Source organism: Actinoplanes sandaracinus, assembly GCF_030009775.1.
Lineage (GTDB): Bacteria > Actinomycetota > Actinomycetes > Mycobacteriales > Micromonosporaceae > Actinoplanes > Actinoplanes sandaracinus.
Window position 1 is genome coordinate 313081 of the sequence record NZ_JASCTH010000003.1, and the last position, 20998, is coordinate 334078.

The window sequence follows — 20998 nt, forward strand, 5'->3', positions numbered from 1 at the left end:
TAGGAGTGGGGCGGACGGGACTCGAACCCGTGACCGATCGATTATGAGTCGACTGCTCTAACCCACTGAGCTACCGCCCCGTACCGGCGGCGATCCTATCCCGTGCCCCGCTCCCTAGACTAGCGATCTATCACCGCACCAGGGATTTCGGCAGAAGGATGATCTGTCGCTGGGGATCTTCCACCATGTCCGGCGGCTGGAGATCCTCCACCCGGGGCAGTTCCTCGTCACAGCAGCTGGGACAGTCGGGTCCGTCCTGGGTGGTGAACTCAGCGTAGTTCTCCGGGTTGATGTCACTCATTGAAACCCCCTAAAACGGGCGTTAAACCCCGACCCGAGCGCCGAGTGACGCCAGGACTGCTCCTGCGGCGCGCCAGCCACCGGCCATCGCGCCCTGAATGGATGGGCTGTCTCGGTGGTCGCCGGCCACGAAGAGGCCGTCGCCGAGATCGACCGGCTTGCGCAGCCGGCCCTGCGGCACGCGGGCCGACGGAAGGGCCTGCGGCACGGTGACCACGTTGAGCAGTTCCCAGTCGTCGGTGGGCGCACCGTACATCCGCGACAATTCGACTCGGATGACAGCTTCCGAGGCACTGGAGGGCGCCGAGATGCCGACCACCGAGGCCGCGATGAGGCTTTTCCCACTGGGGGCGTACTCGGGTGCGGCATTGCTCATCACCACGGTGTTGGCGATGATCTCGCGCCGGTCGCCGTCGATCAGAAGGATCGGCTCGTCGATCGGGGCGCGGTCGGCGCCGAAGTAGAACGTCGTCAGGCTGTGCACGTCCGGGCGGGGCAGGCGGCCGGGCAGCAGGTCGGCGGCGCCGATCGGGTCGGTCGCCACGATCACGGCCCGGCAGCGCAGCTCGCCACCCTCGGTGACGACCATGCCGGGACCGAGGGAGAGGGTCCGGGCTCCGATCAGCAACTGCGGGAAGGGCAGCGGCCCGGCGATCGCGGCCGGCAGCGCGGCCATGCCGGCGGCCGGGATCCCGGTCCGGCCACGGGTGAAGGAGCGCAGCACCATCGCGGCGACGTGACTGGACGTGTCGAGCGAGCGGTCCGCGAAGACGCCGGAGAAGAACGGGCGGAGCACTTCCTCGATGATCCGGTGCGAGAGACCCGCGCCGCGCAGGAACTCCTGGGTGGTGGTCTCCGGCGTGTCGAGCAGCCGTTTCACCGGCAGGGTGGCGCAGCGGGTGGCGAGGGCGGCGAACTTGAGGCGGTCGGCGAAGGTGCCCACGCCCGAGGTCAGGGTCTGCGCGGTGGTGAGCGGCTCACGCAGCGGGTTCTCCAGCCGGTGCAGGCCGCCGCCGCGGCGCACCAGCACGCCGGATGTGAAATACCGCATGTCGAGCGCGTCGACGTCGACCAGCGCGGGCAGCCGCGGATAGGCGGTGTTGAGCGTCTGGAAGCCTCGATCCATCCGCCAGCCGTCGAACACGTCGGTGGCGACCCGCCCGCCGATCCGGTCAGATGCCTCCACCAGGAGCCATTCCACGCCGGCACGGTCGAGCCGCCGGGCGGCGGACAGCCCGGCGAGCCCGCCGCCGATGATGACGACGTCCACCCCTACCGGCTGCGACATTTCCACCTCACATACTGCAATCGGCGCGGAACCCAGCGTAACCGGGCGCGCATGTCCCGGAAGGCAAAAGAGCCAGGCGACCGAACCCCACAAGATCAAGACCTTCTGGATGTACGCTCCACGCCCGGCCCGCCGCAGAGGGATCGCCTTCCCGCGATCCGTGACCTCATGCCAGGGCCGGCGAAACACGGTGCACAGAGGAGGCTCAGCGCGGCGAGGAAGTGCCCGCCGGATCGCGGAAAACAGAAAACCCCAGGCCATAAGCCTGGGGTTGATGTCTGCTCCCCGAATTGGACTCGAACCAATAACCTGCCGGTTAACAGCCGGCTGCTCTGCCAATTGAGCTATCGGGGATTGCTTTACTGCCGTAATGCAAGGTCTTACCGTGTTACCACTTGCTTGTTGCCGGGTTTCCCTGGCGACGGAGAACAGACTACATGACCGCCCCGCCCTCTCACCAACGGGATCCCCCGGGTTCGCGCGTCAGCCCGTCGTGAGGCAGGAAACCAGCATCCGGGGAGTATCGCCACGGCAGGATGGGTATGCACCCCAGACAGACGCACGCGCGTCGAACTACGGAAGGAGCCGCCAACATGCGCGGAAAGCTGATGTTCCTCACCGGTCTCGCGGCGGGCTTCGTCATGGGCAGCCGTGCCGGCCGGGAGAAGTACGAAGAGATCCGGGCCACCGCTCAGAAGGCCTGGCAGCACCCGTCGGTCCAGGAGGCGGCGGGCGTCGCCCAGGCGCAGGCCAACAAGCTCTACACCGAGGGTAAGGACAAGCTGCAGTCGTCCAAGCTCGGCGAGAAGCTGAACACCGGCACGAGCGGCAGCACGGACACCACGGACGAGTTGCTGGCGCCGAGCGACACTCTCGCCGGCCCGAAGAGCAGCAGCACCGGCACCACGTACTGACGCCGGCTGGCTTTCGGCGCCGTTCCCGCACAACGGGAGCGGCGCCGCTGTGCGTCCGGTGCCGTGTCAGGGCCCGGACGAGAACCAGCGCGGGGTGAAGTCGGCGCACCTCACGCACGAACCGGGACCCACACCTCGTCGAACACGTCGAGGATCGGGTCCCAGCGGTCGACGAGTCGGCACACCCGGTCCACGAGATGGTGGCGCTGTCTCCGGGTCGTCGTAATCCCCACTCGGCGGCGAGCCGGCGAGCGAGAGCCGGCCCCTGAGGCGGCGGCGACGGGCAGCGGCAGAACAGCCGGCGGGCCTACGCCTCCCGCCCGGCCCGCCCGTCACGGCGGCGCCTCCACCGCGACTCTACGACCGCACGGGGCGCGACCGAAACCCCGGGTGGGATTAGGGTGCGGTGCAGGGTTGCTGTTCCGGCACCAGGCCGAGGGCGGTCAATTCGCCGAGGACGTACGCGAGAGCGACGCCCCGCTGCTCGTCGGTGCCGGGGACGTCGACGTCCACGTACTCGGTGCGGGCGGCGTCGGCGGCCAGCAGGTGCCGCATGAGGGGCTGCCAGGCGATCCCCGGGTCGCTGATCCGGGCGGTGACGACCGAGAGCCCGGCGTCGGTGATCCGGTCGATGCCGGCCTCGGGGCTGGGCCAGTCGCGCAGCACGGTGGCGAGGTCGAGGTAGACGCCGAGCCGGTCCTTGTCGATCCGGCTGAGCGCTGCGACCGTCTGTTCGGGGCTGTCGAGGACCTGGCCGGGACCGGGCTGGAACCCGGCCCGGACCGCGCGGCCGACCCGCCAGGCGAGGTCGGCGAGTCCGCCGGAGAGGCGGGACAGGTGCCGGGCGCCGGCCTTCTGCCGGGTCTCGTCCCATTCGTCGGCGCGGCCCAGGCCGGAGGTGGCTATCGCGCCCCGGACCTCCTCGAACGGCAGCAGGTCGACGAGGATGCGGGCCAGGTCGAGGGTGTGCCGGACCCGGGACGGGCCGCTCCAGTCGGAGGGGCCCTCGCCGTCTCCCCCGGGCGCCCCGCTCAGAGTGATCACTTCGAGGCCGCGGGCGTCGAGTTCGGTACGCAGACGGGTCCGGGCGCGCCGGTCCTCGGCGAAGGTGGCGGCGAGACGGTACGACAGCCGGAGCGCCAGGGTGAGGGTGCCGGTGCCGAAGTGCTCCCGGAGTGCGCCGTTGGCGGCGGCCACGCGATCGACGGCGGCGGACACGTCTGCCGCCTGATCCAGGCTGATGCCACAGCTGAGATGCACGATCCGGCCGGAGGGATGTCGCAGTCGCATCAGATTCCTCCCCGGACGAGCTCACCCGTGCAGGTGCACGTGCATTCGCACGCGCTTACCGTTCCAGTATGGACCATGGCGAAGCCGGTCCCCGATCGGGCGATCTCGCGATGCCGGGATGCCATCGACGCCTCCATCCGTGGAATGTCTGCCCTCGGATACGAGCCTGCGCCGCACGTCGGATCACCGGCGCACCCACCGTGCGACGTGGCAACCAGGAACAACATGATCGAAAGCAGCCGCACTCATTGAAGCACGCGGATGCCCTCGCTGGGTGTGACCAGCGAGTAGCCCTTGGCGCACCGCCATCGCGAGGCATTACCGGTCAGCCGTAATCTTCATATTTTGCAAAATCGGACATGCAACGTTCGGCTGCGCGTGCGGACGCCGCGTGCGGTCGCACGACAGTGCGCAGGCACGGGATCACCGTCCGCACATCCACGCCCCGCCATCGGACGCCGGCCACTGCCCGACGCGGCCGCCCCGCCGTGGCGATCAGCCGGGGCCGGCGGGTACACGAAAGGCCCGGAGTCACCTCCGGGCCTTTCCGTCTAGGGGCCGAAGCCGGGATGCGCCCCAGCTCCGTACCGCTCACTTCTGGCTGAGGCCGCTCTCGCTGCCCTTCTTGAGCTTGCGGCTGTCGCGCAGCTCCAGGAACGGCTCGTCGTCGGCGGGATGCCCGGCGGCGATCGCCCGGCCCCGTTCCAGTTCCGCGTCCAGCTCGGCGCCGAGCAGGATCGCCATGTTCGAGATCCAGAGCCAGACCAGGAAGGCGATGACACCACCGAGCGTGCCGTAGGTCGCGTTATAGTTGGCGAAGTTGGCCAGGTAGATGGCGAACGCCGCAGAGGCGACCATCCACAGCAGCACCGCGAAGATGCCACCCGGGCTGACCCAGCGGAAGCCACCGGTCTTGGCGTTCGGCGAGGCCCAGTAGAGAACCGCGAACATCAGGCTGATCAGCGCCACCAGGACCGGCCACTTGGCGATGTTCCAGGCCAGCACGGCCTGGTCACCGAGACCGATCTTCTCGCCGACCACCTGGGACAGATCACCGGTGAAGATGACGATGGCGGCCGAGGCGATCAGCATGACGCCGACCACCGCGGTGACACCCACCCGGATCGGCAGGGTCTTCCAGATCGGGCGGCCTTCCGGCACGTCGTAGATGGAGTTCGACGCCCGCATGAACGCGGCGATGTAACCCGACGCGGACCAGAAGGCCAGGACCAGACCGACGATCGCGGCCAGGCCGGCCTTGCCGGTGCCCTGCACCTGGTCGAACACCAGGTCGACGAACTCGGTGAGTTTCTGGCTGCCGGCGATGTCGTTGACGGCGTCCTTGACCGTCTGCTGCCCGTTGTCGCTGACCATGCCGAGCAGCGACACGATCACCAGGGCGCCCGGGAAGATCGACAGCACTCCGTAATAGGTCAGCGCGGCCGCCCAGTCGGAGATGTTGTCCTCGGAGAACTGCTTGAAGGTGCGCTTGAGCGCGGCGAGGATGCCCTTCGCCTTCAGTTGGCTGGGCTTGTCCGGCCCGGCGTCGGGACCGGGCGCCGACAGGTCGCGGTCACGGTCCTCGGCGGTGCGGGCGGTGGCCGCCGCGGCCACGTCGTAATCGGCGTTTCCCTGACGCCGCGCCTCGGCCGTCTCACGGTCCTCCGGGCCGGAGTGTCCGGTGTGCTGTTCGTCAGCCTTGTGGCGAAGTCTCATGGCGGGGTTCCTTCCGGGCAGATGCGACGGCTCTCGGCCGTTCCGCACGCCGTGTCCCCACCACGACGCGCTCAGCGACCTGCACGTGGGTTGCCCTGCTCCGGGTCCTCCTAACCGTCCGCAACCGCACGCTGGCCCTCCGGGGACGCCGTCATTTGCACAGCAGACGCTCCATGCGGCGGCCGGCCACCACCAGGCACACCGCCAGCATGGCCAGGAGGTAGAGGACGTCCACCAACTGGGTGACACCGACCGAGCCCAGGCTGATGCCGCGGATCAGGTCGACCGCGCGGTAGAGCGGGGTGACCTCGACGACCCAGCGGAGCACCTCGGGATAGGCGGTGGCCGGGACGAACGTGCCGGAGAACAGGAACAGGGCGAACTGGCCGGCGCCGATCATGTCGAAGTCCTGCCAGCCGCGGATCAGCGTCGAGATGGTCATGCCGAGGGCGCCGAACGCGAAGCCGACCAGCATGGTCGCGGGGAAGGAGACGAGAGCCCGCGCCGGAGTGGTCAGGTCCATCGCCACCATGATCACCAGGAAGGCGGCCGAGTAGATGCCGCCCCGGGCCATCGCCCAGGCCAGTTCCCCGAGCGCGATCTCGATGGGCCGCACGGGGGTGGCGAGCATCCCCTCGTACAGCCGCATGAATTTCATCTTGCCGAAGAAGTTGAAGGTGGTCTCGGAGAGCGCCCCGCTCATCGCCGACGACGCCAGCATCGCCGGGGCCACGAACTCCGCGTAGCTCACCACCCGGCCACTGGGCAGGGGAATCTCCCCGATCAGGGCGCCCACCCCGACACCGATCGAGAAGAGATAGAGCACCGGCTCCAGCAGACCGCCGAGCATGACCAGCCAGTAGGCGGTCTTGAGCGCGGCCACGTTGCGCTCGGCGACCGCCGCCGACCGCCGGCCCATCCCCTCGAAGCTCACCAGCCGCCGGGGCAGCGCCAGCGTCAGCACGACTCGCATCCTTCCGTCACGTCAGATCACCAACCGGCGCTGGTAACGCCAGTACGCCAGGGACCACCCGGCGGCGCACCAGAACACCAGGTAGAGCACCTGCCAGACCGCTCCCGGGCCAGGATCGAGGCCGAGCGTGGCGGCCCTGGTCAGGTCGACCCCGTGCCAGAGCGGCAACACGTAGGCCACCCATCGCAGCACCACCGGCAGCGACTCGATCGGGAAGAACACCCCGGAGAACAGCGACATCGGCAGCACCGCGAACCGGATCAGGATGGCCAGGTAGCTGTCGCTGGTCACCGAGGCCGTGTAGGCCGCCACCGGGGCCGCCACGGCCGCCCCGACCAGCAGCGCGATCAGCGGCACGGCCACCGCCCAGGCCGACCGCAGGGTGCCGAAGGCGAACGCCACGAGCAGGAACGCCGCGATGCTGAGCAGCACCCGGAACAGCATGAAAGCCAGGTGCCCGCCGAGGATGTCGCCGATCCGCAGCGGCGCGGCGGCCTGCGCGAAGTAGACCTTCACCCACTCGAAGCTGCTCAGCACCGGCCAGGTGGACTCGCCGATCGCGGTCTGCATCGCGGTGGTGGCGATCAGGCCGGGGACCATCCACTCCAGATAGGAGTAGCCGCCGACACCGCCGGTGACGTAGGCGCCGACACCGATGCCGAACCCGAGCATGGTCAGCAACGGCAGCACGAGCGAGGAGAGCACGCTGGACCGCCAGGTGCGGCGGTAGTTGACCAGGTGGTATTCCAGAACGTAGGCCGAAGGGGTCATCTCAGTCCACCAGGGTCCGGCCGGTGAGGTGCAGGAACACGTCTTCCAGGCTGCTGCGGCGGACCAGCGAGCCGGCCGGGCTCAGGGACCGCCGGTGCACCTCGGCCAGGGCGCCGTCGCCGTCGCTCACGTAGAGCAGGACGCGGTCGGGCAGGACCTCGATCCGCTCGCCGATGCCCTCCAGCTTGCCGGCGTAGGTCCCCTGGTCGTCGGTGGCGAAGCGCAGCTCGACCACCTCGCGGGTGGAGTGGGTGTCGATCAGCGCCCGCGGCGAGCCCTCGGCCACGATGCGTCCACCGTCCATCACCACGAGCCGGTCGCAGAGCTGCTCGGCCTCGTCCATGTAATGGGTGGTCAGCACCAGCGTGACGCCCTGCTGCTTGAGCCGGAACAGGCGCTCCCACACCAGATGCCGGGCCTGCGGGTCGAGCCCGGTGGTGGGCTCGTCGAGCAGCACCAGGTCGGGCTCGTTGACCAGCGCACGGGCGATCGTGAGCCGCCGTTTCATGCCGCCGGAGAGCGGCTCGACCTTGCTGCCGGCCCGCTCCCCCAGCTGCACGAAGTCGAGCAGCTCGGCGGCCCGGGCCCGGGCCACCTTGCGCGGGATGCCGAAGAACCGGGCGTAGGTGGTCAGATTTTCCAGCACGGTCAGCTCGGGATCGAGATTGTCGAGCTGGGGGCAGACGCCGAGCCGGGCCCGGATCCTCGGCCCGTCACGCCGCGGGTCCATGCCGAGGATCCGCAGCACGCCGCCCGTCGGTGGGGAGACACACCCGATCATGCGCATGGTGGAGCTCTTGCCCGCGCCGTTCGGCCCGAGGAACCCGAACGCCTCCCCGGCCTGCACGTCGACGTCGATGCCGTCGACCGCGGTGAAATCGCCGAACCGTTTGACCAACCCGCGCGCGTGGATGAGGGAGTTCACGCCCTCGACCCTACGGAAGGGGTACGACATTCGAGTCGGCGAGCCGGGCTACTCCGCGGGCGCGGTGGCCGACCGGGCCGTCCCGACCAACTCGTCGGTCAGCTCGGTCACCTCGGGACGGTCCGCGGGCGTGCCGGAGTCATACCGAACCGCCCAGCTCAGCCCGTCGCGCCCGCTGACCCGGCGCCCGACCACCCGCACCGCGCCCTCCGGCAGCGGGTGATGCACGGTGTAACCCACCGAACGGGTCACCCGAGCCCGCACCTGGTCGGGCAGCTCGCCCGGTTCCAGCAGCAGGAACGACACCGTCGGCCCGTCCACCAGCACGGTGTAGCCGTCCCGCTCCTCGGCCACCTCGGCCGGGGTGATCCGCAGCTCCCGCCCGGACCAGGCCGCCTTGTGGATCTCGTGCCAGCCGAGCCGTTCCGCGACACCGGGCAGCCAGAGTCCCTGATCGGTGGCGACCACGACGGCCTCGCCGGCGGTGTCGGCATCGGCGTCGGTGACCGCGGACCAGGCCAGGACCCGTTCACCGGGCGCCAGCCGCGGTCGAAGAGCAGCGGGGAGAGCGGCACGCCGCCGCAGGAACCGGAACATCGTCGAAGGCCACCTCATCCGGTCGGCGACTCATAGGTGAACGCCGCCAACCGGAGCGCCTTCGCATGCTGCTCCAGCGGGAACAGCTCACCCGCCAGTGCGAAGTACTCGTCGCGGTTCTTGACCGGGTTCATCCGCTGAATCTTGGACTTTATGTCCTGGATCCGGGCCATCACCCGGGGAAGCTGGAGCTTGGCGACCTGTTGCGAGACGTAGGACGGGTCGGCCTCGCGGTCGAACCGGACCGGCTCCACCGACAGCTCCCCCACCAGGGCCTTGGCGCCGAGGTCCTCGGCCGCGTCCCGGACCGACTCGATCCAGTTGGCGCCGCCGGTCGCCGCGGCGGTGCCGCCGACGGCCGCGATCGCGATCCGGATCGAGCGCAGGATCTCGTCGCCGAAGTCCTCGGGGGCGAGGGTGTCGAACATCGATCCGGCCAGGCCCGGGTACTGCAGGGCGAGTTTCACCGCCTCCCGCTCCACCAGACGCTGGGTGCTGTGCACGGGACCGGGCCGCACGGTGGTGTCCGTTCCGCTTCCGGTCTGGGCGGCCCGGACGGCACGCTGCACCGGTTCGAGCTCCATCCCGAGGTCGTCGGCGAGCTTTCGCGCGTACTCCGGGCGTTTCTCCCTGTCCTTGATCTTGGCGACCAGCGGCGCGGCACGCCGCATCGCCTCGACCCGGCCCTCGACCGTGTCCAGGTCGAAGCGGGAGATGGTCTGCCGCAGGGCGAAGTCGACCAGCGGCTCGCGGCCCGCGATCATGTCGCGGACCGCCAGATCGCCGCGGGCCAGCCGCAACTCGCAGGGGTCCATGTTGGCCGGGGAGACGGCGATGAAGGTACGCCCGACGAAACGCTGGTCCTCCTCGAAGGCGCGCAGCGCGGCCTTCTGGCCGGCCGCGTCCCCGTCGAAGGTGTAGATGATCTCGCCGGTGAAGCTGTCGCTGTCCATCAGCAGGCGCCGCAGCACCTGGATGTGGTCCACGCCGAAGGCGGTGCCGCAGGTCGCCACGGCCGTCGGTTCGCCCGCCTCGTGGCAGGCCATCACGTCGGTGTAGCCCTCGACGATCACCGCCCGGCCGCGCTTGGCGATCTCGCGTTTCGCGTGGTCGATGCCGTAGAGCACGTGCGACTTCTTGTAGATCGGCGTCTCGGGCGTGTTCAGGTATTTCGGGCCGTCGTCGTCGTCGAACAGCTTGCGGGCGCCGAAACCGATCACATCGCTGCTCAGGTCCCTGATCGGCCAGAGCAGCCGGCGGCGGAACCGGTCGATCAGCGAGCCCGAGCGGGCCGGCTTGGACAGGCCGGCCGCGGTCAGTTCCTCCGCGGTGAAGCCCCGGCGCAGCAGGTGCTTGCTCAGCATGTCCCAGCTGTCGGGGGCGAAGCCGCAGCCGTATTTCTCCGCGGCGTCCCGGCCGAAGCCGCGCTCGGCGAGGAACTCGCGTGCCTTGCGGGCCCCGGGCGAGCCGAGCTGCTCGGAGTAGAACTCGACGGCGGCGGCGTGCGCGGCGATCAGGCGCTGCCGCTGGCCGGTCTGCGGGCGCGGCGCGGACGGGCCGCCGGACTCGGTGTCGTAGCGCAGCTGGATGCCGGCCTTGCCGGCCAGCCGCTCCACCGACTCGATGAACGACAGGTGCTCCGCGTCCATCAGGAACTTGATCGAGTCACCGCCCTGGCCGCAGCCGTGGCAGAAATAGACGCCGCGGGCCGGCGAGACGTTGAACGACGGTGTCTTCTCGTCGTGGAAGGGGCACAGCCCCTTGAGGTTGCCGCCGCCCGCCGACCGTAGCGTGACCGTCTCGCTGATCACGTCGACGATCGAGGTCCGGTCGCGGACCACTGCGATGTCCTCGTCCTTGACCCTGCCCGCCACGGCTACATCCTGCCTCGCGCGATCGGTCAGCCGCCAGCAGGGTCGCCGGTCCTCACCGACGTGTCCCGGTGATCGCCGCGTGCCAGGCCACCGCGGCGTGATCGGTCAGCGAGGCGACCTGGTCGATCACCACCCGCAGGGCGGCCGCGTCGTCGGCGGCCGCCGCGTGCAGCGGGCGAAAGAGCGGATCCAGCCGCTCCGGGGTACGGGTGAGCGCCTCCACCAGCTCGGCCAGGATGGTCCGCTGTTCCTCGTACCAGCCCTCGGCCGCCCGGGACCGCATGACGTACCGGTACGCCATGCCCTTGAGCAGCGCGCACTGGTTGCGGACGGTTCGCGGGACGATCAGGTCGGCGGCGTACCGGCACAGCGGCTCGGTGCCGTGACGGCTCTGGGTGGCGCCGACCGCGGAGGCGACGAACCGGCCGGTCAGCACGCTGGTCATCCGTTTCAGCGCGACCAGGGAATGGTAATCGCCACAGTAACCGGCGACCGCGGTGACCGCCGGGTCGGCCAGCAACTGGTCCAGAGCCACACCCAGCTGCTCGGCGCTCTCGACGGAGTAGGTGGCGGCGACGTCATCGCAGAGCGCGGCCCGCTCGCCCCGGTCGTGGAGCAGGTCGGCGAGAGTGATGTAACCGCCGTGCACGCCGTCCTCGACGTCGTGCACGGAGTAGGCGACGTCGTCGGCCCAGTCCATGACCTGCGCCTCCAGGCAACGGCGCTCGTCGGTGCGGGGTGAGCGCATCCACTCGAAGACGGGCCGGTCGTCGGGGTAGACGCCGAACTTGCGGTAGCCGGGCCGGCGGAACCACGGGTACTTGGAGCAGGCGTCCAGGGTGGCCCGGGTCAGGTTGAGGCCGGCGCCGGGCACCTTCGCCTCCAGTCGGGTGATCACCCGGAGGGTCTGCGCGTTGCCCTCGAAGCCGCCGCACGGCTCGGCGACCACGTCGAGCGCGGCCTCCCCGTTGTGACCGAACGGCGGGTGCCCCAGGTCGTGGGCGAGCCCGGCCACGTCCACCAGGTCGGGGTCACAGCCCAGGCGGGCGCCCATCTCCCGGGAGATCTGGGCCACCTCGAGCGAATGGGTGAGTCTGGTGCGCAGGAAGTCGTCCGACCCCGCCGTGTGCACCTGCGTCTTGGCGGCGAGGCGCCGGAACCCGGCCGAGTGCAGCACCCGGGCCCGGTCCCGCTGGTACGGCGTACGCCCGTACCCACTGTCCTTGGCGGGTTCGGCTGCCCACCTCTGAGAGTCGGCGGCCGTCATGATCCCACCCTATGCCGGTCGGCCCGGGTCACCCGCTCTTCGTGCTGAGGACGCAGAACTCGTTGCCCTCGGGATCGGCGAGCACCACCCAGGGAACATCGCCCTGGCCGATGTCGACCGGCCGGGCGCCCATCCCGACGAGCCGCTCCACCTCGGCCTCCTGGTCGTCCGGGCGCAGGTCGATGTGCAGCCGGTTCTTCACCCGTTTGGGGTCCACGCCGACGCCGAACAGCAGGCCCGGCAGTTCGTCGGCGGTGCGGCGGATCTCCACCTCGTCGGGGGCCTCGTTCACGATCACGTAGTCCAGCGCCTCGGCCCACCAGCGGGCGAGTCGCCCCGGGTCCTGCGCGTCCACCACGATCTGCTCCCACCGACTGGGCATACAACCTCCCGAGATCGACATATGACGATCATGTTACGCGATCCGGGCATGTGGACCTCGGGGAAACAGCGCACCCCGCGTGCGACTGGACCATGACGCACAGGACGTGCGACTTGTCGCCGCACGGTCACCGGAGGATGGCCCACGGTGGCGGCACGGATGCGGAACTCATGAGAAACGTCACCGGGGACAACGACGAAGCGCTGAGGAGTGAAGTGCCCGGCGTCGACCACTGTCTACAGGAGGCGATGACGATCCCCGGCGCTGTCGGGGCCAGCATCGTCGACTACACCACGGGCTTCCCGGTCGCCACGACCGGAGCCGCGCCGAACGAGGACCACGAGGCCGCGGCCGCCGGAACGGCGGAGGTGGTCCAGGCCGCGAACAGCCGATCGCTGTTCGTCTCGGCGGTCCCGCACGACCTGCTCGAAGACCTGATCATCACCACCGCCGGGGGCTACCACCTTCTGCGGATGGTCCAGACCGAGTTCGACAGCCGCCTGGTGCTCTACGTGTGGCTGGACCGGGTCCGCGGCAACCTCGCCGTGGCCCGCCGCAAGATGCAACGCCTGGCCGACGAGCTGGTCGCCACCCGATGACCAGCGTCTGTCCTGCCACGACCCGCGAAGGGAGCGATCGGTGGCCGCCACGAGGACCGCGACGCCCGGCACCCTGCTCGCGCAGGTCGCCGGTGCGCGGCAGACCGGAGCGCTGATGGTCGGCGGCCATCCGGGCGGCGCGGTCTACGTCCTCGAGGGCCGGGTCATGTACGCCGAGTCGCCGGCCGCACCGGGGGTCGGTGAGCTGCTCACGTCATCGGGGCGGCTCGCCGGGCGGACCTGGCAGAACGCGCTCGACCTGGGCACCTCGACCGCCCGGGTGGGCCGGCTGCTGGTCGAACAGGGCCATCTCACCCAGGGTGAGCTGGAGCTGTGCGTGCTCGGCGCGACGTACGACGCGGCGTACTTCGTGCTCGCCGACACGGACGCCCCGGTCGAGTTCCTGGCCGGCGCCACCCACTGGCTGGGGCCGGTCGTGCACATCGACGCGGCCGCGATCAACCGCGAGGTGCGCCGCCGGATCAAGCTGCTCGACGAGATCCTCCCGAACCCGCGGGTGGACGTGGCGCCGGTCATCCCGGTGACCCGGCCACCCCGAGAACGGGTCACGATCACCGCTCCGCAGTGGGAGCTGCTGGTCCACGCCGACGGCCAGCGCACCCCGGCCGACCTGGCACAACTGCTCGGCCGGGCGGGTTACGCGATCATCCAGGAACTGCGCCGGATGGCCGCGGCGGGGCTGATCGAACCGCCCGAGCAGCGGGTCACCGACAATCCGGAGTTCGTCCGGCTCCCGCATCCACGGGGGACGTCGGTTCCGCTGTCCAGGACCGCGCCGAGCTCCGTACCGGTGATCTCCGGGCCGGAACCGGCGGCCCGGCATCCGCCGCCGGACGACGACCCGCCGCCCGCCGTGGCGGCGCCCGGTGAGAACAACGCCGGGCTGAACCGGCCACCGCGGCTGGCCCGCCGGAAACCCGGCGCGAAGCTGCCCAAGGAGTTCGCGGGCGAGAGCCCGCCCGCGCACCAGGGAGCCGACGAGGTCCTGCTCAAACGCATACGCACCGCACTGAGGGCACTGCGGTGACGCGCGCACCCCCCATCAGCCGAAGGAGCGAGAAGAAGTGACGGTGGATCCGGCGGTACTCGAGGAGCTCGGGCGCCTGCGCAGCAGAGTGCCGGAGTTGGCCGGCAGCGTGCTCGCCACCGCCGACGGACTGGTCGTCGCACACGACTCGCACGGCATCGAGCCGGACACGCTGGCCGCGCTGGCGGCGGCCCACCTGGCTCTGGCCCGGCGGTTCGCGCACGCGGTCAATCACGGTGAGCTGCGGGAGTCCGTGGTGGAGTGCGACGGCGGCTACATCACCTCGTACACCGCCGGACCGAACGCCCTGCTCACCGTGGTCACCTCGGGTGACGCGAACCTCGCCATGGTCCATCTCGAGGCGCGGCGGTGCGTCCGCCGGCTGGTCCGGATCCTCGCTCTGGAGACGGCGCCGCAGCTCCGCCCGGAAATCCCCACGCAGTCCGGCCCATCGGTCCCGCTGGCCCGGCGGACCCCGATGGCCACCCTGCCCAACGTCGTACGCCGCCGGCAGGCGGCCGGCTGACCGGCAGTTGACGACCCTATGTGAGAACCATCCCACCGCAACGGAGGAAAGATCCCATGCCCGACATGGACACCGCACTCAAAGAGATCATGGAGATCGACGGCTGCATCGGCGTCGCGCTCGTGGACCACACCAGCGGCATGGCCCTGGGCACCCTCGGTGGCGGCAAGGAGCTCGACCTGACGGTCGCCGCCGCCGGCAACACCGACGTGGTCCGGGCGAAGCTGCGGGCGATGGAGATGCTCAACCTCTCCGAGAAGATCGAGGACATCCTGATCACGCTGGACACGCAGTACCACATGATCCGGCCGCTCACCAGCAGGTCGGGGAAGGGGCTCTTCCTCTACGTGGCGCTGCGGCGGGACCGGGCGAACCTCGCCATGTCCCGGCACCAGCTGCGCCGCATCGAGAACGACCTCGACGTCTAAGGCGTGAGCGCCACCCCTGGCGGGGAGGGCCCGCACCGCCCTCCCCGCCCTCGCCTCACCCTCGACGGGGCCTACCATCTCTCCTCATGGGCGCCCAGGAGATCATCGACCACGTGCGGTCCGGTGACCTCGGGCACGAGGACGCGCTGGACATCCTGACCGGAGCGCCCGCCGCCGAGGCCGACACGGCTCTGCGCAACGCGCTGAACAGTGAGTTCGACCGTCTCTTCGGCAACGGCTGGCAGCCGGCCGAGTTGCACCGCACGGTCGCCCGACTCGGCAACCCGATCCAGGCCCGCCTGGTCGCCGACGCCGCCCGGGACTACCTGCGTGGCCGGGAGCCCGTCGACGAGCGCTGGCAGGCTCAGGTGGACGGGCTGCGTACCCCGGAAGGCCGTAAGCCGGACCGGATCGCCGTCCTGGACGCCTCGCTGGGTCTGCTGGCCGACCTTCGGCGCCTGCCCCGCATCGAGATCCTGATCCCGCCGCCGGGCACCCCCCTCACCACCGTGCCGCACCACAGCGACAAGCGCATTCTCGACCGGGTCCGCGCCCTGCTGGCGAAAGCGGAGTCCACCGACTTCCCGGCCGAGGCGGAGAGCTACAGCGCGAAGGCGCAGGAGCTGATCACCCGGTACCGGATCGAGGAGGTCACCGCCCCGGCGGTGGACGTGGTGCCGTTCGCCCGGCGGATCGGCGTGGACCACCCCTACGAGAGCGAGAAGGCGGCCCTGCTGGACGCGGTGGCCAGTGCCAACACGTGCCGCACGGTCTGGTCACAGGACCTGGGGTTCAGCACGGTCTTCGGCTTCGACGCCGACATCGACGCGGTCGAGCTGATCTACACGTCGCTGCTGATGCAGGCGAACCGGGCGATGAGCCGCGACGAGAAGACCATGCGCAAGGCCCGGATCAAGGCGTTCCGCCGGTCGTTCCTGGTCGCCTACGGCATTCGGATCGGCGAGCGCCTGCGGCAGACCGTCGAACGGGAGATGACCGGGCACGACGACCTGCTGCCGGTGCTGCGCAACCGCGAGATTAAGGTGAACGAGGCGATGGACCGGGCGTTCCCCCGCACGGTCCGGGTCCGCAGCAGCAGGGTGGACAGCCTGGCCGGCTGGGAGTCCGGACGGGCCGCCGCCGACGAGGCGGAACTGCGTTGACGGGTGCGGCAGACTGGGTCCATGCACCCGATTTGACGCTGACACCTCTACGCCGTGCACGCCCTCCAGGAGGGGGTGCTCCTCTACCCGGTCTACGCGCTGCTCTTCGCCGACACCGGGCTCACCACCGGCGAGATCTCCTCACTGTTCATCATCTGGTCGGTGGTCTCGTTCGCCTGCGAGGTGCCCGCCGGCGCCCTGGCCGACGCCTGGTCGCGTAAGCGTCTCTACGCCCTCGGCGAGATCATCACCGCGGCCGGTTTCGGGCTCTGGCTGCTCTGGCCCACCTATCCGGGCTTCGCCCTGGGCTTCCTCCTCTGGGGTCTCGGCGGCGCGTTCGCCTCCGGCTCGCTGGAGGCGCTGGTCTACGACCATCTCGGCGACGGCGCCGCGTACAGCCGCGTCATCGGCCACGCACGCACCGCCGGCCTGCTCGCGATGCTCGCGGCCACCCTCCTGGCCACCCCCGCCTATCTCACCGGCGGCTATCTCCTGGTCGGCGTGATCAGCATCGCGACGGTCACCGCCGGCGGTCTGCTCGCCCTCCGCCTCCCCGAGAAACCCTTCTCCGGTACGGACGTCGCCGGCGACGACCGCACCCCGGGCAGTCCCGTCGGCTCCGCGCCGGACTCACCCCCCGCGCCGGAACCCGGATATGCGGAGCTCCTCCGCGCGGGCGTCCGGGCGGTCACCGGGAGCAGCCGGGCGCTGCGGGCCCTGCTCGTGGCCGCGGCCGTGCCGGGGTTCAGCGCCCTCGACGAGTACCTGCCCCTGCTCGGCCGCGAGATGGGGGCGCCGACGCAGGTCGTCCCCCTGCTGTTCGCGGCGACCGCGCTGGCGATGGCGGCCGGGAGTTCGCTCGCCGGGCGTCTCCCGCCGACCACCCCGCGGCCGCTCGCGGGCGCTCTGACCCTGGCCGCCGTGCTGCTGGCGGCGGGTTCGCTGGTGCCGCACCCGGCCGGCATGCTCGCGGTCTCGGCCGCGTTCGGCCTGCTCCAGTTCGCGATGGTGCACGCCGAGTCCCGTCTGCAGGACACCATCACCGGTCCGGCGCGGGCCACCGCCCTGTCGGTCGCCGGGTTCGGCGCCGAGGTCTTCGCGGTGACGCTCTACGCGGCGTTCGTCCTGCCCGTCCCGTTGCCGGTGCTCTGCGCGGGGATGGCCGTCCCGCTGCTGATCACGGCCCGGCTCGCTGTGCAACGCTGAACCTCGGTGGTCCGGCGGCGACCTTTCCGGTCCCGCCGGACACCTGCCGAACGTCCCCCCACCCCCTGGCGGCGGCGGTCGTCAGCCGCCGGACTCGTCGGTCTCGGCGCCTTCGGGAACGGTCTCGTCGTCGCGGCTGTCGAGCCAGCCGTGCGGCAGCGACACCTTGCCCGGGGCGTTGACCCGGCCACGGGGCTGGCCGAGCGCGTCGGCCGGGAACGGGATCGACGGGTCGAGCTTGGCCAGCAGGTCGTCCAGCTCGGCCAGTGACGAGATCATCGCGAGGCTGCGGCGCAGGTCACCGCCGACCGGGAAGCCCTTCAGGTACCAGGCGACGTGCTTGCGGAAGTCGGCGCAGCCGTGCTTCTCGTCTTCCAGCGCCTCGACCAGCAACTGCGCGTGCCGGGAGACGATCTTCGCGACCTCCCCGAGGGTCGGCAGCACCGGCCGGTAGTCGGCGCCCTGGGTGAAGGCGGCCTCCAGGTCGGCGAACAGCCACGGGCGGCCCAGGCAGCCGCGGCCGACCACCACGCCGTCGCAGCCGGTGTGCGCGACCATGCGCAGGGCGTCGGAGCCCTCCCAGATGTCGCCGTTGCCGAGCACCGGCACGTCCAGGGCCTGCTTCAGCGTGGCGATCGCGTCCCAGTCGGCCTTGCCGGAGTATCGCTGCTCGGCGGTGCGGGCGTGCAGGGCGACAGCGGCCACGCCGGCCTCCTGCGCGGCGAGACCGGCTTCGACATACGTCAGATGGTCGTCGTCGATGCCCTTGCGCATCTTGATCGTGAGCGGGATGCCGAAGGGCTTCGCCGCCGCGACCGCCTGGCTCACGATCCGGCCGAACAGCCGGTGCCGCCACGGCAGGGCCGACCCGCCGCCACGCCGCGTCACCTTCGGCACCGGGCACCCGAAGTTGAGGTCGATGTGATCGGCCAGGCCGTCCTCGCCGATCATCCGCACCGCGGCCGCGGTCACGTCCGGGTCGACGCCGTAGAGCTGCAGGCTGCGGAAACCCTCGTCCTCCGCGAACGCGATCATCTTGAGCGTCTTGGGGATCCGCTCCACCAGGGCCCGCGTCGTGATCATCTCGCAGACGTAGACCCCGCCGCCCTGCTCCCGGCAGAGCCGCCGGAAAGCGACATTGGTGATCCCGGCCATGGGGGCGAGCACGACGGGCGGATTGACGACGTGGTCGCCGAGCATGAGCGGTGCAGTCACGCGCTCTAGCGTGACACGCCCGGCCCGGCGACCCCGAATCGCCCGCTCCCCTAGTTGGGGCTGTCTCGCTCGATCAACGTATCCAGCATCCCGATGATCTGCTGCATCCCATCCTTGAGGCCGTGCACCTCAAGAGTGAGCAGGCCGAGCGACCTCGCATGTTCCTTGTGCATTGCGGTGTGCCGGTCAAGCGTCGCGGTGTGCTGCGCCAGCGTCGCGGTGTGCTGCGACTGGGTTGTGGCCAGCGCCTTCATCAGATCGGTCTGGACACGCAGTTTCTCGGCGACATCAGAGAGGTCGCGATCTTGACCGGCGCGGAGCCTCTCCTGCTCGTCCATGCGGGTCTCCAGTCGAGTGACGCGTTCTTCCAAAGTCGGCACCATGCCTCCGGGGGTGAAGGGTAGTCGCTCGGCCGGCCGGCGATGAGCTTTTCTCGCTCATGACTATAGTCGCCAAGCAAGTGGGAATGCGACATCTGGGCGGGTGCTTTCGAGGATTCTCTGGCAGAGTCGATGGGGTGAGTGATGCGCTGAGTCCGCGGCGGCTGATCGCCGTGTTCGAGTCGCCGGTGTCGGAGATGCTGTTCCGGTTCGGGGTGGAGCTGGGGTTCCAGACCGTGCTGGTGGAGCCCGACCCGGCACGGCTGGGCGGGACGCCACGACCGCACGGCGACACCCTCGTCAGCGACCTGGCGGCGGCCGCGCCCGACGAGCACACCGACATCCTGCTGACCGATCATCACCGGACCGAGATCGGCGCCCTGCTCAAGGAGGCGCTGAGCGGGGAAGCCCGGTGGATCGGGATCCTCGGCAACCCACGGCACGAGGGGCCTCACCTCGCGGCGCTGCGCGAGCTCGGCGTGGCGGAGGACGAGATCGGGCGGGTGCACCGGCCGGTCGGGCTGAACATCGGTAGCCGTACCCCGGCGGAGATCGCCGTCGCCGTGCTGGCCGGACTGATCGCCGACCGCAACCACCGCCCCGGCGGTTTCGAGTTCTGAAAAGCTCAGAGAGTTCTGAAAGCTCAGAGTTGTGCAGACAGCGAGAGGCCGGGCCCGAGGGCCCGGCCTCTCATCAGAGGATCAGCAACCCGGCAGGCGCTTGATCAGGTAATCCTCGATCTGGCTGAGGGAGACCCGCTCCTGCTTCATGGTGTCGCGGTCGCGCACGGTGACCGCGTCGTCGGTGAGGGTGTCGAAGTCGACCGTGACGCAGAACGGGGTGCCGATCTCGTCCTGGCGGCGGTACCGGCGGCCGATGGCCTGCGAGTCGTCGAACTCGACGATCCACCGCTTGCGCAGGTCAGCGGCGAGCCCCTTGGCCTTCGGCGACAGGTCCGGGTTACGCGACAGCGGCAGGACGGCGACCTTGACCGGGGCGAGCCGGGGGTCGAACCGCATGACCGTGCGCTTGTCGACGCCGCCCTTGGTGTTCGGGGCCTCGTCCTCGTCGTAGGCCTCGAGGAGGAACGCCAGCACCGCGCGGGTGAGGCCGGCGGCCGGCTCGATGACGTAGGGCACCCAGCGCTCGCCCTTCTCCTGGTCGAAGAAGGACAGGTCGACACCGGAGTGCTTGGAGTGCGTCGTCAGGTCGAAGTCGGTGCGGTTGGCGATGCCCTCGAGCTCGGCGAACTCGGTGCCGCCGAACTGGAAGCGGTACTCGATGTCGACGGTCCGCTTCGAGTAGTGCGAGAGCTTCTCCTTGGCGTGCTCGTAGAAGCGCAGGTTGCTCTCGGACAGGCCCAGGTCGCGGTACCAGTCCCAGCGCTGCTGGAGCCAGTACTCGTGCCACTGCTCGTCGCTGCCCGGCGGGACGAAGAACTCCATCTCCATCTGCTCGAACTCACGCGTACGGAAGATGAAGTTGCCCGGGGTGATCTCGTTGCGGAAGCTCTTGCCGACCTGCGCGATGCCGAACGGCGGCTTCTTGCGGGCCGCGGTCGCCACGTTGTTGTAGTTGACGAAGATGCCCTGGGCCGTCTCCGGGCGCAGGTAGTGCAGTCCGTCGGCGCTCTCGGTCGGGCCGAGGTAGGTCTTCATCAGGCCGTTGAACATCTTCGGCTCGGTGAAGGTGCCCTTGTTGCCGCAGTTCGGGCAGTTCAGCTCCTGGAGCGAGCCGGGCAGCTTGCCGTGCTTCGCCTCGAACGCCTCCTCCAGGTGGTCGGCCCGGAAGCGCTTGTGGCAGGACTGGCACTCGGTCAGCGGGTCGACGAACGCGTCGAGGTGACCGGAGGCGGCCCACACGTCACGGGACAGGATGACCGCCGAGTCCAGGCCGACGATGTCGTCGCGCTGCTGGACCATGGTCCGCCACCACTGGCGGCGGACGTTCTCCTTCAGCTCCACACCCAGCGGACCGTAGTCCCAGGCCGAACGGGTTCCTCCGTAGATCTCACTGGAGGGGAAGACGAAGCCCCGGCGCTTGGCCAGGCTGACGACGCTGTCGATACGGTCGGCAGGCATGTGCGGTTTCCTCCTACGCCGGCTGGGTGTCGGCGGGGACATTCGTGGGTGAGTG

The 20998-nt window shown here is 70.1% G+C and carries 22 protein-coding genes and 2 tRNA genes; 8 read left to right on the forward strand and 16 right to left on the reverse strand.

What is annotated here, in order from left to right:
* Window positions 1–6: 6 nt before the first annotated feature.
* The 4 genes from QLQ12_RS06235 to QLQ12_RS06250 all read right to left on the reverse strand — a co-directional run bounded on the left by QLQ12_RS06235 (window position 7) and on the right by QLQ12_RS06250 (window position 1942).
* Window positions 7–80, reverse strand: a tRNA-Ile gene (locus QLQ12_RS06235).
* 50 nt (window positions 81–130) lie between these two features.
* On the reverse strand, window positions 131–301 hold the full coding sequence (locus QLQ12_RS06240; RefSeq protein WP_282757733.1) for a hypothetical protein: 171 nt from the start codon (window positions 299–301) through the stop codon (window positions 131–133).
* Between the two features lie 21 nt (window positions 302–322).
* A complete protein-coding gene (locus QLQ12_RS06245; RefSeq protein WP_282757735.1) occupies window positions 323–1588 on the reverse strand; it encodes an NAD(P)/FAD-dependent oxidoreductase in 1266 nt (421 codons plus the stop codon).
* Window positions 1589–1869: 281 nt separating this feature from the next.
* Window positions 1870–1942: transfer RNA gene (locus tag QLQ12_RS06250), tRNA-Asn, on the reverse strand.
* A gap of 239 nt (window positions 1943–2181) precedes the next feature.
* On the opposite strand from QLQ12_RS06250, the gene QLQ12_RS06255 reads away from it, so the two are divergent.
* The gene (locus QLQ12_RS06255; RefSeq protein ID WP_282757736.1) at window positions 2182–2502 is read left to right on the forward strand and encodes a hypothetical protein; all 321 of its coding nucleotides are present in this window, start codon (window positions 2182–2184) and stop codon (window positions 2500–2502) included.
* 396 nt (window positions 2503–2898) lie between these two features.
* Here QLQ12_RS06255 and QLQ12_RS06260 read toward each other — a convergent pair whose 3' ends face one another.
* The 9 genes from QLQ12_RS06260 to QLQ12_RS06300 all read right to left on the reverse strand — a co-directional run bounded on the left by QLQ12_RS06260 (window position 2899) and on the right by QLQ12_RS06300 (window position 12297).
* Window positions 2899–3792, reverse strand: coding sequence for an apurinic/apyrimidinic endonuclease family protein (locus QLQ12_RS06260; protein ID WP_282757737.1), 894 nt, complete (start codon window positions 3790–3792; stop codon window positions 2899–2901).
* 591 nt (window positions 3793–4383) lie between these two features.
* Entirely contained in the window at window positions 4384–5508 is a 1125-nt protein-coding gene (locus tag QLQ12_RS06265; protein ID WP_282757739.1) for a YihY/virulence factor BrkB family protein, read from the reverse strand.
* A gap of 151 nt (window positions 5509–5659) precedes the next feature.
* A complete protein-coding gene (locus QLQ12_RS06270; RefSeq protein WP_282757741.1) occupies window positions 5660–6472 on the reverse strand; it encodes an ABC transporter permease in 813 nt (270 codons plus the stop codon).
* A gap of 21 nt (window positions 6473–6493) precedes the next feature.
* Complete coding sequence (locus QLQ12_RS06275) at window positions 6494–7252, reverse strand: ABC transporter permease (RefSeq protein ID WP_282757743.1); 759 nt, start codon at window positions 7250–7252, stop codon at window positions 6494–6496.
* A 1-nt stretch (window position 7253) separates the two neighbouring features.
* A complete protein-coding gene (locus QLQ12_RS06280) occupies window positions 7254–8177 on the reverse strand; it encodes an ABC transporter ATP-binding protein (RefSeq protein ID WP_282757745.1) in 924 nt (307 codons plus the stop codon).
* A gap of 48 nt (window positions 8178–8225) precedes the next feature.
* The gene (locus QLQ12_RS06285) at window positions 8226–8774 is read right to left on the reverse strand and encodes a hypothetical protein (RefSeq protein WP_282757746.1); all 549 of its coding nucleotides are present in this window, start codon (window positions 8772–8774) and stop codon (window positions 8226–8228) included.
* A gap of 14 nt (window positions 8775–8788) precedes the next feature.
* Entirely contained in the window at window positions 8789–10648 is a 1860-nt protein-coding gene (dnaG, locus tag QLQ12_RS06290; protein WP_282757748.1) for a DNA primase, read from the reverse strand.
* A 52-nt stretch (window positions 10649–10700) separates the two neighbouring features.
* On the reverse strand, window positions 10701–11915 hold the full coding sequence (locus tag QLQ12_RS06295; RefSeq protein ID WP_282757750.1) for a deoxyguanosinetriphosphate triphosphohydrolase: 1215 nt from the start codon (window positions 11913–11915) through the stop codon (window positions 10701–10703).
* Window positions 11916–11943: 28 nt separating this feature from the next.
* Window positions 11944–12297, reverse strand: coding sequence for a VOC family protein (locus QLQ12_RS06300; RefSeq protein ID WP_282757752.1), 354 nt, complete (start codon window positions 12295–12297; stop codon window positions 11944–11946).
* A 170-nt stretch (window positions 12298–12467) separates the two neighbouring features.
* Here QLQ12_RS06300 and QLQ12_RS06305 point away from each other — a divergent pair, with 170 nt between their 5' ends.
* The 6 genes from QLQ12_RS06305 (at window position 12468) to QLQ12_RS06330 (ending at window position 17267) form a co-directional block, all read left to right on the forward strand.
* Window positions 12468–12896, forward strand: coding sequence for a roadblock/LC7 domain-containing protein (locus QLQ12_RS06305; RefSeq protein WP_282757754.1), 429 nt, complete (start codon window positions 12468–12470; stop codon window positions 12894–12896).
* Between the two features lie 40 nt (window positions 12897–12936).
* Complete coding sequence (locus QLQ12_RS06310; RefSeq protein ID WP_282757756.1) at window positions 12937–13944, forward strand: DUF4388 domain-containing protein; 1008 nt, start codon at window positions 12937–12939, stop codon at window positions 13942–13944.
* A gap of 37 nt (window positions 13945–13981) precedes the next feature.
* Complete coding sequence (locus QLQ12_RS06315; protein ID WP_282757757.1) at window positions 13982–14470, forward strand: roadblock/LC7 domain-containing protein; 489 nt, start codon at window positions 13982–13984, stop codon at window positions 14468–14470.
* Between the two features lie 56 nt (window positions 14471–14526).
* A complete protein-coding gene (locus QLQ12_RS06320; RefSeq protein WP_109591698.1) occupies window positions 14527–14898 on the forward strand; it encodes a hypothetical protein in 372 nt (123 codons plus the stop codon).
* 86 nt (window positions 14899–14984) lie between these two features.
* Window positions 14985–16061 (forward strand): DUF2786 domain-containing protein, encoded by a 1077-nt coding sequence (locus tag QLQ12_RS06325; RefSeq protein WP_282757758.1) that lies wholly within the window; start codon window positions 14985–14987, stop codon window positions 16059–16061.
* 54 nt (window positions 16062–16115) lie between these two features.
* A complete protein-coding gene (locus QLQ12_RS06330) occupies window positions 16116–17267 on the forward strand; it encodes an MFS transporter (RefSeq protein ID WP_282757759.1) in 1152 nt (383 codons plus the stop codon).
* Window positions 17268–17348: 81 nt separating this feature from the next.
* Here QLQ12_RS06330 and dusB read toward each other — a convergent pair whose 3' ends face one another.
* On the reverse strand, window positions 17349–18467 hold the full coding sequence (gene dusB, locus QLQ12_RS06335; RefSeq protein ID WP_282757906.1) for a tRNA dihydrouridine synthase DusB: 1119 nt from the start codon (window positions 18465–18467) through the stop codon (window positions 17349–17351).
* A gap of 65 nt (window positions 18468–18532) precedes the next feature.
* Complete coding sequence (locus QLQ12_RS06340) at window positions 18533–18820, reverse strand: hypothetical protein (protein ID WP_282757760.1); 288 nt, start codon at window positions 18818–18820, stop codon at window positions 18533–18535.
* 179 nt (window positions 18821–18999) lie between these two features.
* Here QLQ12_RS06340 and QLQ12_RS06345 point away from each other — a divergent pair, with 179 nt between their 5' ends.
* On the forward strand, window positions 19000–19482 hold the full coding sequence (locus QLQ12_RS06345; protein WP_282757761.1) for an XdhC family protein: 483 nt from the start codon (window positions 19000–19002) through the stop codon (window positions 19480–19482).
* Window positions 19483–19563: 81 nt separating this feature from the next.
* Here QLQ12_RS06345 and QLQ12_RS06350 read toward each other — a convergent pair whose 3' ends face one another.
* A complete protein-coding gene (locus QLQ12_RS06350; protein ID WP_282757762.1) occupies window positions 19564–20943 on the reverse strand; it encodes a glycine--tRNA ligase in 1380 nt (459 codons plus the stop codon).
* Window positions 20944–20998 lie beyond the last annotated feature (55 nt).